This window comes from Noviherbaspirillum malthae, from assembly GCF_015352985.1.
Lineage (GTDB): Bacteria > Pseudomonadota > Gammaproteobacteria > Burkholderiales > Burkholderiaceae_D > Noviherbaspirillum > Noviherbaspirillum malthae.
In genome coordinates, this window is record NZ_JACYXF010000048.1 from 35,426 (window position 1) to 48,922 (window position 13,497).

Below are 13,497 nucleotides of genomic sequence, written 5' to 3' on the forward strand. Positions count from 1 at the left end.
GTTTTCTGTTGCAAGGAAGCGGGCACACGGATGGCTGAAAACCTGCGCGCAGCGTGCGAACTAAAGGTTCGAGTGCCGGTCCATCGTGCTCAGGCTCCACTTCAGCAAGTAGCAACTGCGGCATAACGTGTATCCGCCGGCTGTTTTGCGCGTGCCGAGAGTCCATGGTGGAGTTTTACGACCCATGCACGTGCACGGAATAGGGCACAAGCGTCACGAACGTACCTCAGCGCACCTGTCGCATGGACCAGTCCGCGTAGCGGACAGTAACCAGAGAAAGGTTGATCATGGCAAGCGGCAACGCTAGTGTGCAACGGGGTGAATCATCGCGGCGCGGTCGCCCTTTCCCAAGCGCCTCGGCCGGTGGGCCGATGCAGAACCGTAGCTGGATTTCCATCGCGCTGGGCGCTGCGGCGCTCGCGCTCACCGCTGCCGCAGGCGTGGCCGCGGTACGCGCGAGGCGCGGTCTGCAGCTCGACCGTGGGAAAGCGGACAGCAAGGGACAGGGCGGCACCTCCATCGGCGAGCCGTCGACAGAGCGCTCAATTACGATCGGCAAGACGGCGGACGAGCTTCGCCATTGCTGGCTCGATCCGAGAACGCTGCCGCAAATCATGGCGGGCTTCGCGACCGTGCATGCGACCGGCGACGGCCGCATGCACTGGAAGGTGAAGGGACCGCTCGGCCGCGCCTACGAATGGGACGCCGAGACAGTGGATCGATCCGGTGAAGGCATAGGTTGGCGCTCGCTTGCCGACGCCGCCATCTCGAACGAGGGACAGTTCCGCTTCCACCCCGCCTCGGCTGGCCGCGGCACCGTGGCCACCCTGCACTTTCGTTTCGACCCGCCCGGTGGCGCGCTCGGCGACGGGCTCCTCGAACTCCTGGGAACCACACCTCTGAACCTGGTCGCTGACGGGGCGCTGCGCCGCTTCAAGAATCTCGCCGAAACCGGTGAGTTCCCGACCACTGTGCGCCAGCCTGCTGCTCGCGCCGACACACACTAAGGAGAGCAGGACATGCGAGCACTGTACTGGAACGGCGTGAACGACCTGCGTGTCGGCACGGTGAAAGACCCCGAGATCGTGAACCCGCACGACGCCATCCTGCGCGTCAGCCTGTCGACGACTTGCGGCTCGGACCTGCACTTCATCGACGGCTACATCCCGACCATGAAGGCCGGCGACGTGATCGGCCACGAATTCATGGGCGTGATCGAGGAGGTCGGCCCCGCGGTGAAGCGCGTCGCGAAAGGCGACCGCGTCGTCGTTCCTTCCTTCATCGTTTGCGGTCAATGCTGGTATTGCCAGCACGACCTTTACTCGTTGTGCGACAACACCCACCCCAAGCCCGAGCTGCAGGCGCCGCTGCTCGGCGGATATGCCACGGCCGGCATCTACGGCTACACCCACGCCTTCGGCGGCTACGCGGGCGCGCACGCGCAATACGTGCGCATACCGTTTGCCGACAATGACTGCTTCAAGGTCCCTGACGGGGTGGCGGACGAGACGGCGCTGTTTCTCTCGGATGCGGCGCCGACTGGCTACATGGGCGCCGATTTCTGCAACATCCAGCCGGGTGACACGGTCGCCGTCTGGGGCTGTGGCGGCGTGGGCCTGATGGCGCAGCAGAGCGCGCGGCTGATGGGCGCCGAGCGGGTGATCGCGATCGACCGTTTTCCAGAGCGGTTGCGCATGGCGCGCGAGCACGCCGGCTCCGAGACGATCGACTACACGCAAGTCGACAGCGTCCTGGAGGTGCTGAGGGAGATGACAGGCGGGCGCGGCCCTGATTCCTGCATCGACGCGGTAGGCATGGAGGCGCACGGCACCGGGCCGCAATACGCCTATGATCGCGTGAAGCAGGCGCTGCGCCTGGAGACAGACCGAGGCGAGGCGCTGCGCGAGGCCGTCATGGCCTGCCGCAAGGGAGGCACGCTGTCGGTGCTCGGCGTCTACGGGCTGATCGACAAGTTCCCGATGGGCGTCATCATGAACAAGGGCATGACGGTGCGCAGCGCCCAGCAGCACGGGCAAGCCTACATGGACCGGCTGCTCGCGCACGCCCAGAAGGGTGAGCTGAACCCGGCCTACCTCGCCACGCACCGCTTCTCGCTTGAGGACGCTCCGCGCGGCTACGACATGTTCAAGCACAAGACGGACGGCTGCGTGCGGGCGGTGTTCGCGCCATAGAACCGGTCATTCAGCTGATGCGTAAATTTAATATCCATACAGAGCTTTCAACAAGGGAATATCCATGCCCAGCTCAACCTCGAACCTGCCGACTGACGAACCGCTCGGCACGCTTGAACCGGTCGTTCACTTTGACGGTGCCATGCCAACCGGCGTGACGGTGTCACGCCAAGGGCGGATTTTCATCAACTTCCCGAAATGGGGCGACGATGTCCGGTTCACCGTAGCCGAGATCAAGAACGGCTTGCCCGAGCCTTATCCGGACATGGCGTTCAACACCACCAATCCCGACGATCCATCCGCCGCACTGGTTTCGGTGCAAAGCGTAGTCGTCGATCCGGCCGACCGGCTATGGATTCTGGATACCGGCAGCCCGCTGTTCCAGCCGACGCAGCATGGCGGGCCAAAGCTGGTCTGCGTCGATCTTGCAACCGACACAGTGGCGCAAAAGATCCTGTTTCCCCAAGAGGTGGCATTGCCGACCAGCTACTTGAACGACGTGCGCTTCAATCTGCGGCAAGGCAGCGCGGGCATGGCTTTCATTACCGACTCGTCCGACAAGGGCGCCAACGGCATCATCGTGGTGGATCTCGCCACCGGCGAAAGCTGGCGCCGCCTGCACGACCATCCATCGACTAAGCCGGAGCCGATGCAGGAATTCCTTCCGATCGTCGAGGGCCGGCCGTTCGTGCAGAAGCAGGACGGCAAAATGATTCCGGCTCCCAGCATGGGCTCGGACGGCATTGCCATTAGCGCCGACGGCGAACGGCTCTACTACTGCCCGTTGGGCAGCCGTCGCCTCTACAGCGTGGCGACCGCGGCGCTGATCGACCGCTCGCGCAGCGACGCCCACGTCGCCGCGACCATCGTTGACGAAGGCAACAAAGGCGGCGGTTCGGACGGCCTGGAATCGGACGCGGCCGGCTGCCTCTATGCGACCGACTACGAGCACAACGCCATTCTGCGCCGCCGGCCGGCTGGCGACTGGGAAACGGTAGTCCACGATCCGCGACTGCTATGGCCTGATACCCTATCCGTCGCGGCGGACGGCTATCTCTACGTCACTGCCAACCAACTGCATCGGCAGGCCCGCTATCACGGGGGTCAGGATCTGCGGCGCAAACCCTATACGCTTTTTCGCACAAAGATCAACGCCCAGCCGGTCGCGCTTGGCTAGGGCGAACCGGATCATCCTGATTGGGGGCCGGTCACATCCCCTTCTTCGCTGTATTGCGGTCGACCTTAAGCGCCTTGGCGTTTTTGTCTCTATGCAGCAATTGCGCACCGCTGGCCGCACTCGGTTCGGCGGGCTGCTGATCGATGTCCGGCATGGGACCATAGGACGGAACTCCAGTGTTTTGTCCGGACACGTTCTTCGCTGGGTTGCGCATGCATTGCATATTCCGTTAGAAAAGATGATGCCGAATCACATGACGGCGTAGATGCCCTCACGCACTTTCTCCATGTCGATTTGGATGGCGCCGAGGCGCTTGGTTCTGCAATTTGGCCGGCCCTTGCCTTCCACGGAGTATTGACGACCGGCTGCTTCCCCCGCCTTGCAGGAGCATGGCCGCCGACAGCGCATCGGCCAGCGGCAGGACGTCTACTACCTACATTCCTTTAGATACGCATACGCGTCCGCGTCAGCCTCCAGCATTCACTCTACGAAAATCATAAATGCCGGCAACCTCATTCAGCGATCAATTCCGGCACAATCCAACGTCTTGGCGCATCTAACTAAGCAGCCAGCAGGCAACGGTAGCTGAAAAAATCAGTAGCAGGATATTGGCAATTAGATCGTCTGCGTTCATGGCACTATTTCGATCTCAGATGTCAATCAAGCTGAGATCGAATGCTCGCTGGATCAGCCAGACTGTTCCGACGGCGACTATCATGGTCGAGCCGGCTGTGAATACCAACCTGCGATAAAACCATGTCTGTCTCAGCGCATACGCGATCGGCAGGAATGCGGCGACGATTGCCATCTGCCCAATCTCGACACCCATATTGAAACCAAGAAGTGCCACCGCCAGGGATGACGCAGGAAGCCCGAGATCGGCGAGTACGCTGGCAAACCCGAAACCGTGAATCAGGCCGAAGAGAAAGGCAACCACCCAGCGCCTGCCTTGCACCAGCGGATAAAGATTGTTCAGCGCAGCGACAATGACCGACGCCGCTATGGCAGACTCCACCCATCGAGCGGGCAACGTAACAAGCTGGAGCGTCGATAATGTCAATGTAAGCGAGTGCGCAATGGTAAAGGCGGTTACGATCTTCAGCACATCCACCGCAGCGTCTTTGAGGCTCTCGCCGGGACGCCAATGGGTGCCGGAAGGTGCCAATACCGCGGGTAACAGCAGGGAAAATAAAAAAAGCAGGTGGTCGAAGCCTATCCAGATATGCCATATACCCGTCTTCAGGAATTGCATGGCTTGTTCAACACGGCTCGTCTGATCCGGCATGAAGGACTGGGTGCGATGCTCAGGATCGAAGACGGCAGTCGAGGTACCGTTGGCGGAATTGAATTTAACCAATCCCTTATGCTGCGGATCGATGTCAAACAGCAGGTTGTACCGCACCTCCAGCCTCTGGACGATATCTGGACATAGGGCATCGAAGTTTAATGCAGCATAGGCGCCGTCGCTATGCCGTTCTATCTGTTGCGTGGTTACCTGGACCGGACATGGCTTGTCATTTGAAGATATCGCCAAACGAGATAAGGCGTACTGGCTGATGTCCGGGTGCCTGGAGCGGACTTCGTTCCATGTGATCTCGCCATTGCCGTTCATGTCAAGGCCGATCGCGACGTCAAGGTCACGCAGCGCAATGTCCCATTGACCATGGACCGTGGCAGCTTCGATGCGCAGGCCAAGGTAACTGTCGCTGAACTTGTCCGCGTGGGCTTGCGCAGTCAAGAAGCAGAGAAACAGCACCATGAAAAAACGAACCAGACGGTGCATGGATCGAGGCAGACTGGCTTTCATTATTTTACCGATCCCTCAAGCTTCGCGATCAGGGGAGCAAGCGTCCTGTCCTCGAGCCCCGCCTGCCGTATCCAGTCAATGACCGGGCGGGCCGCAGCCCCATCATTCGCAGCGACAGCGGCTTCAAGCAGCAGACGGGCGTCGGCAGGCTCCTTTTGCACTTTCCAGTTTTGCCGGGCGTATTCAAGCGCTGCAATGGGATCGTGATGCAAATCCAATGCGAATCTTGCCTGCTCACGGCCATGAATGGCATCGCCGCGCATGCGCACTGCTTCAAGCCGTTCAGCCAGCAACGCGGTATAGCGAGGCGCATCTGCGGAAGCGAGCGCTCGCAATGCAATGGCGTACCGCAGAAGAAGCACATCGACTTGCGTTCTCGTCGCAAGGAGCGACACCACCTTTTCTGCTTCTTTGGCGTCCAGCAGGAAGTCCGAGTAAGCAGCCAGCAGATAGTTGTCCGGTTTGCCAAGTGAGATTGCCTTCTCAAAATGACGACGTGCCGCGGCGTCATCACCCCGCCGTGCGGCCATTTCAGCCAGGAGTGTAAGCGACCAGGTGCGGATCGATGGGTCGATTTCACTGCCCGCTGTCTTGAGCGCGCCGTCTAGCTGTCGATATCCGGCTTCGGCTTGTCCATTCAGGCTGCGTACCGCGGAAAGGCAGGTAATGACGACAAGATTCGGTGCAAGGCCAACCAGTCGCCTGCAACTTGCCGAGGCTTGCGGATAGTCGCCCAGAACCTGCAGCACCGTCGCCTTGGTGAGCCACGCCTGCGCGTTTCGGGCGTCTTGTGCGAGCACCGCATCCAGATCTGCCAGCGCCTCGGAAAAACGATGCGTACTTTGCGACAATGTTGCGCGCAGCACCCGGGCTTCCGCAGGCGGATCCTTCCTGCTCCACCAAGGCGCCAATGCAGCCTGTGCATACCCCAAATAACGTGGATCACCGTCGTTGCGCCAAGTCTCGAGATAGCGTTTTGCAAGACGGATGCTCGCCTGCAGGTTTCCAGGGCTGGCGGCAACGGCCGCTCGCGCTCGTTCCAATTCCCGCTGTTCCGGAGAGGTACGGATGGGGACGCGTTCGAGCACCTCGTCTCCACGTGACGGTGTGAACGGCGAGGCCTCGGCGTTGGAGACACAGGAAGCAACGAGTGCCAATACGGTGATACACCGCCGGATAGGTTGCCAGCAAGCAGATCGGGCAACAACAAGAATGGGCATCATACGCAGTCCGGGAAAATATGACATAAGGACCATGACTGAGGTCTTCGGATACTGTCGTATACGCAGAAATGCCCGAACTGGATTCAAAAAAATTCATCCAGCTGATTAACCAAGAATTGTCTATCAGGCTGGAAATCCTTCATACCGCAAGCAGGTGATATTTTTTAAGGCTCAGACCGTTCATTCGGTCTGAAGACGCCAATGAATCACCAGCCCTACTATGCTTGATATTTCTCAAACCTGGCAGCGGCCGGTGAATCCGTTCGCCCATGCCGGACGTATGCGGTAATGCAGTGGTTGAAACTGCGCCCCACCGATGTTCGTACCTAACTCATTCCAGGAGAAGTCCATGCATCCGCCAGTAGCCAATCATTTAATACGCATGACCCTTGCGGCGGCAGCGCTTAGCAATCTCTTCATGATGCCTGCCATGGCATCGAGTCATCGCGAAGCTCCCTTCCTTACAGAGCAGCCCAAAGTCGACGGCACCGACCTTTACCTATTTCGCAGTTATGAGCCAGGACGCGAAGGCTATGTGACCGTCATGGCCAACTACATTCCGTTCCAGGATGCATTTGGCGGTCCGAACTTTTATCAGTTTGACGAGAACGGCCTCTATGAGATCCATTTCGACAACAATGGCGACGCAAAGGAAGACATCACGTTTCAGTTCCGCTTCAAGAACACGTCCAAGGCGACTGCTCTGACAGTCGGGGGAAAACAGGTAAAAATCCCCCTGATCAATTCCGGCCCGATTGATGGCGTCAATCCGGCCACGCTGAATGTGCGCGAGTCCTATACCGTCGATATCGTGCGAGGCGACCGACGTACGGGTACCCGCGCAGCATTCATGATGGGGAACGGAAATCGCGAATTCGACAAGCCGGTGGACAATATTGGAGACAAGACCTTCGGCGGTGCGGGCGGTTATGAACGCTATGCGAACCAGCATATCCATGACGTTTCAATCCCGAATTGCGGCAACGGCCGGGTTTTCGTCGGCCAGCGCAAGGAACCGTTTTACATCGCCGTCGGAAAAACCTTTGACCTCTTCAACTTGAATCCGCTTGGGCCGGAAGTCGGCGGGAACGAAAACAATCTTGAAGGGAAGAATATCAGTACGATCGCCATGGAAATTCCCATTTCCTGCTTGACGACCGGAGGGGACCCCGTCATCGGCGCTTATACAACAGCGAGCAAACGTCAGGGTCGGCTGATCAATCCGTCACCGGGCACTGGCCTGAATACAGCAACCAAGGAAGGCGGTGCGTGGACTCAGGTGTCTCGCCTCGGAATGCCGCTGGTGAACGAAGTGGTCATCGGCATGGATGACAAGAACAAGTTCAACGCATCCAAACCGTCGGGCGATGCGCAGTTTATTGACTATGTCACCAATCCTTCATTGCCGGCATTGATACAGACCTTGTTCCCCTCAGCCCCCGCCCCTACGAACTTCCCGCGGACTGATCTGGTGACCGTTTTTCTCAAGGGAATTGAAGGTCTCAACCAGCCTAGGAACGTAGTGCCATCCGAAATGCTGCGGCTCAATACCTCGATTGCCCCGGCAGCCCGGGAAGCCCAGAATCCGCTGGGTGTAGCCGCCGGGGATAATGCAGGCTTCCCGAATGGCCGGCGGCCCGCCGACGATGTCGTCGACTTGTCGTTGCGTGTCGCCATGGGTGCGCTCTGTGTTTTGACCGGGGCAAACGATACCCTTAAGGTGGGATGCAAACCATCCGATGCACCGGCTGGCGCTGCGCCATTAACCGACGGCGTGCGCAGAACAGCCGCGGATTATCGAGCCGCTTTCCCGTATTTCAACACACCGGTTCCAGGCAATGCGGCTGGCGCCGCCAACACCGCCGGCAATCAGTAATCGGTCAAGGAGCATTCCATGTTAAGCAAACGCACTCTCCTCGAAACCGCAGCCTGCGGCGCGCTGCTGGCTGCATTGACCGCCTGCGGCGGCAGCGGCTCAGATGATGTCGCTTCGGCCAGCCCCGGCACGGGGGCTGGGAACAACACTGGAAATCCTCAACAGCCCGCTGTCGGTGATTCCTTTGTTGCTCAGGTACTGTCTTTCCTTTCTGGCACATCCGAAACGAGCGAGCCGCAAGCCATTGATGCAATTACCACCACCGCACCGGACGCAAGTGATCCGCAGCCGGTCAGCTGACGATTGTTTTGCTCGCCGCTGGTGGCGCGGCGAGCGGATTCTCCAACCGTCGTATATCTGCCCGCTGCGCGCAGCAGGCAATTTTCCAGGGCTGTGCAGGGCGATCAAGCGCTTGTATCAGTCACGCTCAGTTCGCCTGACGATCCGGACATACCGCTCAACCATTGACATATACCTTTATGCTGCGACGTCTGCGATACTCGAAACCATGGCTGCCAGGTGAATCAGGTGCCGCCAATGCTTTTTGCCTGGCTGGCGTCTGTGCATTGTGCGTGCTGACGAGCGCTGTTGCGCAAGAAATAGAGCTGCCCGCAGTCAGCGTGGAAGTTTCCCGTACCAGTCAGATCGGCATTGCCGAGTCGGCCAATGCCGGGATCGTCACTCAGGAACAGCTCGAAGCCAGAACGGTATATCGTGCCGGTGAACTGCTGGAAGCGACTCCGGGCCTGATCGTCAGCCAGCACAGCGGGGAAGGTAAAGCCAACCAGTTCTATCTGCGCGGGTTCAATCTCGATCACGGCACCGACTTGCGCACGACAGTCGATGGCATGCTCGTCAACCAGCGCAGTCATGGCCATGGGCAGGGATGGACCGACCTCAACTTCCTGATTCCCGAACTGGCCACGCGACTCGAATACAAGAAAGGGCCCTACTATGCGTCGCAAGGCGATTTTTCTTCCGCCGGAACGGCCGCCATCGTCTATGCCGACAACATGGACAGTGGTCTGGCAAGCATGGGCCTTGGCCAGAACGGCTATCGGCGCATGCTCGTTGCCGACTCTCCTCAGCTTGGTAACGGCAACCTGCTATACGCGCTGGAGGCGTTTCACAACGACGGGCCGTTCACAAGGCCCGACAACTACCGCAAGCTCAACGGCGTCCTGCGCTACAGCGAGGGCACAACAGGCAACGGATTCAACGTCACTGCAATGGCGTACCGCGGGAAATGGAATGCAAGCGACCAGATTCCCCTGCGTGCCGTCAACACCGGACTGATCGGTCGATTCGACGCAATCGATCCGACGGATGGCGGCGATGTTCATCGGTACAGCTTGTCGGGCGCATGGCGGCGTAGCAGTGTCGCCGGCTCCACGCAGGTCGACGGCTACATCATTCGCAACGAGCTGGACCTGTATTCCAATTTCACCTATTTCCTGAACGATCCGGTCAACGGCGACCAGTTCAATCAGCGCGACAAGAGAACGACTGCCGGCATGAATGCCAGCCATACCTGGCCGGTCACCCTGTTCGGCAGGGAAGCGGAAAACACGATCGGCATGCAGCTACAAAACGACAACATCGTCAATGGCCTTTTCAACACGGCTGCCCGGCAACGTCTTTCAACGACGCGTGCAGACCATATCGTCGAAAGCAGCATTGGCCTCCATGCGGAAAACACGACACGCTGGATGGATGGATTTCGCACCGTTGCCGGAGTGCGGCAGGATTTCTACCGATTCAATGTCGGCAGCGACAATCCGCTCAATTCGGGCAAAGCGAACGACGGCATCACAAGCCCCAAGCTGAGCCTGATTTTTGGTCCGTGGAACAGGACTGAATACTATCTGAACCTCGGCACCGGCTTTCATAGCAATGACGCGCGGGGAACGACGATCACCGTTGATCCAGCGACCGGCGCTGCAGCCGAACGGGTCGTCCCTCTCGTCAAATCCAGAGGGGCGGAGCTGGGCGTGCGTACCGAAATCATTCCCGGCCTGCAAAGCTCACTGGCGGTATATCAGCTCGATTTCGATTCCGAACTGCTGTTCGTGGGGGATGCCGGAACGACGGAAGCGGGCCGCGCCAGTCGTCGCATTGGAATCGAGTTCAATAATTATTACAAGCCGGCCAATTGGCTGACCATTGATGCCGACATTGCCTTTACGCGGGCCCGTTTCCGTGATGCCGATCCTGCCGGGCGGCGCATCCCGGGCGCGGTGGAAGGCGTGGCTTCTATCGCAGCCGCTGTCGATTCGCTCGGACCGTATTTCGGTGCACTGCAATTGCGCTACTTCGGTCCCCGGCCCCTGACCGAAGACAATCGCGTGAGGTCGAAAGGCACGGCAACGCTCAATGGCCGGATCGGCTACAAGATGAATAAAGCTACCCGCATTGAACTGGAAGGATTCAACCTGACCAATCGCAGGGACTCGGCCATCGACTACTACTATACGTCACGCCTGGCCAATGAGCCGGCCGGAGCAGCAATCGATGACATTCATTTCCATCCGATTGAATCAAGGTCGTTCCGGATCACGCTCGCTACGCGTTTCTGAGCTCCTGCCCCAGGAGCTTGGATTGCAATATTCCTGCGACGTCTGCACTGCTTTTCTGATCACATCTTTTCAGGCGATGGCAGCGTCCGATGAACACCAAGCATTGAAGCCGACTAAAAACTGCAACCATCGCCAAATCTTCAGATCCAGTTAGGTTAGATCCCTACCCAAGCGCCCTTGTACAGAACCGGACCGGAGGGTGCGTTAGGGTTGGGCGATCCCCCTTTCGGTTCCAGCGAAATTGCCAACGCAGGCACTGTTTCCGGAGTCACGTTCTCCGGCAGAGGCAAGATCACTGTGCCATTGGCCGCTACCAGACCGAGAGAGCGTGGCGCACCGTCCCGGGGCAACGCCCACAGCTCCAGACTCCGGTCGGCTGCGATGTTCTGCGGAGAGACGATCTTGATTGTCAGTTCACGCCGCTTCGGATCGCCGGTGATGACTATCGCCGGCGCTGCCTTGTCATCAGTGAGTGCCGCGACATAGCTCGGTCCGGCGGGGCCGTCCTCCGGCCGCTGCACCAGCAGAACGGCAGCCAGCATGGCAGCAACTGCCGTTGAGGCCACGCCGAGCGTGCGCCAGAAGCGGAAATTCTCATTCAGGCTTTCCCAGATGCTGCGCCTGCCTTCCGCCGCTTGTGCATCGATTCGGTCTTCAATGGCTTTCCACGCTCTCGCTGGAGGTGCGACAGCAAGCGCAATTTCAGCCAGCGGATACAGCCGGTCCTGCCATTCCGCGACGGATCTTCGCAACGCGGCATCTTCTTTCAACCACGCTTCAAAGCGGCGGCGGGCGCCGCCTCTCAATGTGCCGAGCGCATATTCGGCTGCAAGCTTTTCTTTCAGGACGTGGTTATGCCGATAATTCATACACCTCCCATCCTGGTAAGGCACAGCTTCAGTTTCTCGAGTCCTCGCCGTATCCAGGTCTTGACAGTGCCGGTGGGAAGCTTCAATCGTTCAGCCACCTCCCTATGGGAAAGATCATGATAAAACGCCAGCGCAATGGCCTGCTGATGGACGAGTTCCAAGCGGGAGAAACATTTGGCCAATGCCGCGGCTTCCTCGCTGTGCTGAAGTGCATCGGCTGGTGTCGGCTGCGTGCTTTCGAGAGCCTCGATGGCTTCCAGCACGCCTGAATCATTCAAGTCCCCAGCATCCAGCTCGATGGTCTGTTCACTCCGGCGCAGCACATCGAAGGCCTTGTTGCGGACAATCGCCGTCATCCACGTCATGGGTGCGGCCAAGCTCGACTGGTATCCCGATGCATTGTTCCAAATGCTGACAAAACTATCCTGCAACACCTCTTCCGCAATCTCCCGCTTGGTCAATATATGGAGCACGAAACCAAACAGCTTCGGCGCAGTGGCGTCATAAAGCAGCCGGAATGCATCCCGGTCTTTTCGGGCGACCCCTTCCAGCCAGCTGTTCAGTTGTTTTGGATCCGGAGCAGGCAATTTTTCATCCGTTCGAATGAAGCGAAAAAGGACACATTGCGGTTGATAGCAGTCAAATTGCGTCTGCAAAGGAATTATACGCGGCATCGCACGGTCCGCGTCCATCGCATCGGCGCACTCGGCAGCAGGGACTTGAATTGAGATGACGTATCTGTCGGATCGCAACGGTGTGCTTTTCTCGCCCAATGCAGATACGCCGCCCATGGCATGTGCCTGGCAGCGTGCATGCAGGATGCCCCCGATGCGTATCGGAGGCATGTGCCGCATCCTTACTTGGGCATCAGAACGGTATCAATGACATGGATCGCGCCGTTGGATTGATACACGTCATACGTGCTGATGTTGCCGACATTGCCGGCCTCGTCCTTGATCTGGATATTGTGAGGACCATTCATCATGGCGGTTATTTTGCCGCCGCTGGCCGTCGGCAACTCGGCTTTGCCGTTGTTTGATTTGATGGCACCGGACAGGGCCGCAAAATCGTGCTTGCCCGGGACGACATGATAGGTCAGCACCTTTGTCAAGGTCGCCTTGTTCTCCGGCTTGAGGAGCGTATCGACCGTCCCCGCGGGCAGCTTGGAGAAAGCGGCGTTGGTCGGCGCAAAGACCGTGAACGGACCTTTGCCTTTGAGCGTATCAACCAATCCGGCCGCCTTGACGGCGGCAACCAGGGTGGTGTGGTCAGCCGAATTCACGGCATTGTCGACGATATCCCTGGACGGCAGCATGCTCTGTCCGCCTACCGTCACGGCATTCTCGGCCAATGCGATATTGACGAAGCCAAGAGCCGCGGTCAGGGCGAGTACTGTGCTGATTTTTTTCATTCTGGTCTCCTGAAAGTGAGTTCAAAGTGCGGTGTCGCATGAACATATACGCGTGCATCGCCTCTTTGGATTCAACTTTTTGAGTACCGTGGCGAATCGTTCTTGAAAAAATCCCGCTCATTTAGGTCCTTCCGTCCCGGCTCAATGAAGAGCTTCCCGGTACGCATGCCAATCAATGTCTGACTTCGGTTTCCAGAACGGCTTCAAACGACGGCATTTTCCCTAACGGTTGCTTTCTTAGAGCGTGCTCAGTATCTTTTTAACAGGAGAGCGAGGAACGCGAGGACAATGAACTGTTCGCTGGTATGAAGCTTTCGCTCACAGTTTTTCCAGAGACGACGGCATTTTTCAAGCCATGCGAAGGAC

The 13,497-nt window shown here is 58.6% G+C and carries 12 protein-coding genes and 1 pseudogene; 6 read left to right on the forward strand and 7 right to left on the reverse strand.

Translation table 11 applies throughout. The features are described from left to right. Positions 1-371 precede the first annotated feature (371 nt). The 3 genes from IGW03_RS28235 to IGW03_RS28245 all read left to right on the forward strand — a co-directional run bounded on the left by IGW03_RS28235 (position 372) and on the right by IGW03_RS28245 (position 3,369). A complete protein-coding gene (locus tag IGW03_RS28235; protein WP_228536148.1) occupies positions 372-1,007 on the forward strand; it encodes an SRPBCC family protein in 636 nt (211 codons plus the stop codon). A gap of 12 nt (positions 1,008-1,019) precedes the next feature. Continuing rightward, positions 1,020-2,192, forward strand: coding sequence for a zinc-dependent alcohol dehydrogenase (locus IGW03_RS28240; RefSeq protein ID WP_194725859.1), 1,173 nt, complete (start codon positions 1,020-1,022; stop codon positions 2,190-2,192). A 64-nt stretch (positions 2,193-2,256) separates the two neighbouring features. Next, on the forward strand, positions 2,257-3,369 hold the full coding sequence (locus IGW03_RS28245; protein ID WP_194725860.1) for an L-dopachrome tautomerase-related protein: 1,113 nt from the start codon (positions 2,257-2,259) through the stop codon (positions 3,367-3,369). 31 nt (positions 3,370-3,400) lie between these two features. Here the strand turns inward: IGW03_RS28245 and IGW03_RS28250 are convergent, their stop codons facing one another. The 3 genes from IGW03_RS28250 to IGW03_RS28260 all read right to left on the reverse strand — a co-directional run bounded on the left by IGW03_RS28250 (position 3,401) and on the right by IGW03_RS28260 (position 6,399). Next, positions 3,401-3,583, reverse strand: a complete 183-nt coding sequence (locus IGW03_RS28250) for a hypothetical protein (RefSeq protein WP_194725861.1) — start codon at positions 3,581-3,583, stop codon at positions 3,401-3,403. Between the two features lie 435 nt (positions 3,584-4,018). Next, complete coding sequence (locus IGW03_RS28255) at positions 4,019-5,176, reverse strand: HupE/UreJ family protein (RefSeq protein WP_228536149.1); 1,158 nt, start codon at positions 5,174-5,176, stop codon at positions 4,019-4,021. Further along, the gene (locus tag IGW03_RS28260; protein ID WP_194725862.1) at positions 5,176-6,399 is read right to left on the reverse strand and encodes a tetratricopeptide repeat protein; all 1,224 of its coding nucleotides are present in this window, start codon (positions 6,397-6,399) and stop codon (positions 5,176-5,178) included. The genes IGW03_RS28255 and IGW03_RS28260 overlap by 1 nt, the downstream gene beginning before the upstream one ends. Before the next feature lie 349 nt (positions 6,400-6,748). On the opposite strand from IGW03_RS28260, the gene IGW03_RS28265 reads away from it, so the two are divergent. The 3 genes from IGW03_RS28265 to IGW03_RS28275 all read left to right on the forward strand — a co-directional run bounded on the left by IGW03_RS28265 (position 6,749) and on the right by IGW03_RS28275 (position 10,851). Next, the gene (locus tag IGW03_RS28265; RefSeq protein WP_228536150.1) at positions 6,749-8,275 is read left to right on the forward strand and encodes a DUF4331 domain-containing protein; all 1,527 of its coding nucleotides are present in this window, start codon (positions 6,749-6,751) and stop codon (positions 8,273-8,275) included. 18 nt (positions 8,276-8,293) lie between these two features. After that, entirely contained in the window at positions 8,294-8,575 is a 282-nt protein-coding gene (locus tag IGW03_RS28270; protein WP_194725863.1) for a hypothetical protein, read from the forward strand. Between the two features lie 179 nt (positions 8,576-8,754). Then, positions 8,755-10,851 carry a TonB-dependent receptor gene (locus tag IGW03_RS28275; RefSeq protein WP_194725864.1) on the forward strand — a complete coding sequence of 699 codons (2,097 nt, stop codon included), beginning with the start codon at positions 8,755-8,757 and terminating at the stop codon, positions 10,849-10,851. 155 nt (positions 10,852-11,006) lie between these two features. On the opposite strand, the gene IGW03_RS28280 is transcribed toward IGW03_RS28275, so the two are convergent. The 4 genes and pseudogenes from IGW03_RS28280 to IGW03_RS28295 form a co-directional block, all read right to left on the reverse strand. Further along, the gene (locus tag IGW03_RS28280) at positions 11,007-11,720 is read right to left on the reverse strand and encodes an anti-sigma factor (protein WP_194725865.1); all 714 of its coding nucleotides are present in this window, start codon (positions 11,718-11,720) and stop codon (positions 11,007-11,009) included. Then, positions 11,717-12,565, reverse strand: coding sequence for a sigma-70 family RNA polymerase sigma factor (locus tag IGW03_RS28285; protein WP_228536152.1), 849 nt, complete (start codon positions 12,563-12,565; stop codon positions 11,717-11,719). The genes IGW03_RS28280 and IGW03_RS28285 overlap by 4 nt, the downstream gene beginning before the upstream one ends. An 11-nt stretch (positions 12,566-12,576) precedes the next feature. Beyond that, positions 12,577-13,131 (reverse strand): fasciclin domain-containing protein, encoded by a 555-nt coding sequence (locus IGW03_RS28290; RefSeq protein ID WP_194725866.1) that lies wholly within the window; start codon positions 13,129-13,131, stop codon positions 12,577-12,579. A 248-nt stretch (positions 13,132-13,379) separates the two neighbouring features. Continuing rightward, positions 13,380-13,497, reverse strand: a pseudogene (locus tag IGW03_RS28295) (IS5/IS1182 family transposase); the annotation flags it as partial.

Bases quoted from the DNA above. Each gene is read 5' to 3' on its own strand.
- IGW03_RS28235 (WP_228536148.1), top strand. From the start codon at position 372: ATGCAGAACCGTAGCTGGATTTCCATCGCGCTGGGCGCTGCGGCGCTC.
- IGW03_RS28240 (WP_194725859.1), top strand. From the start codon at position 1,020: ATGCGAGCACTGTACTGGAACGGCGTGAACGACCTGCGTGTCGGCACG.
- IGW03_RS28245 (WP_194725860.1), top strand. From the start codon at position 2,257: ATGCCCAGCTCAACCTCGAACCTGCCGACTGACGAACCGCTCGGCACG.
- IGW03_RS28250 (WP_194725861.1), bottom strand. From the start codon at position 3,583: ATGCGCAACCCAGCGAAGAACGTGTCCGGACAAAACACTGGAGTTCCG.
- IGW03_RS28255 (WP_228536149.1), bottom strand. From the start codon at position 5,176: ATGAAAGCCAGTCTGCCTCGATCCATGCACCGTCTGGTTCGTTTTTTC.
- IGW03_RS28260 (WP_194725862.1), bottom strand. From the start codon at position 6,399: ATGATGCCCATTCTTGTTGTTGCCCGATCTGCTTGCTGGCAACCTATC.
- IGW03_RS28265 (WP_228536150.1), top strand. From the start codon at position 6,749: ATGCATCCGCCAGTAGCCAATCATTTAATACGCATGACCCTTGCGGCG.
- IGW03_RS28270 (WP_194725863.1), top strand. From the start codon at position 8,294: ATGTTAAGCAAACGCACTCTCCTCGAAACCGCAGCCTGCGGCGCGCTG.
- IGW03_RS28275 (WP_194725864.1), top strand. From the start codon at position 8,755: ATGCTGCGACGTCTGCGATACTCGAAACCATGGCTGCCAGGTGAATCA.
- IGW03_RS28280 (WP_194725865.1), bottom strand. From the start codon at position 11,720: ATGAATTATCGGCATAACCACGTCCTGAAAGAAAAGCTTGCAGCCGAA.
- IGW03_RS28285 (WP_228536152.1), bottom strand. From the start codon at position 12,565: ATGCCTCCGATACGCATCGGGGGCATCCTGCATGCACGCTGCCAGGCA.
- IGW03_RS28290 (WP_194725866.1), bottom strand. From the start codon at position 13,131: ATGAAAAAAATCAGCACAGTACTCGCCCTGACCGCGGCTCTTGGCTTC.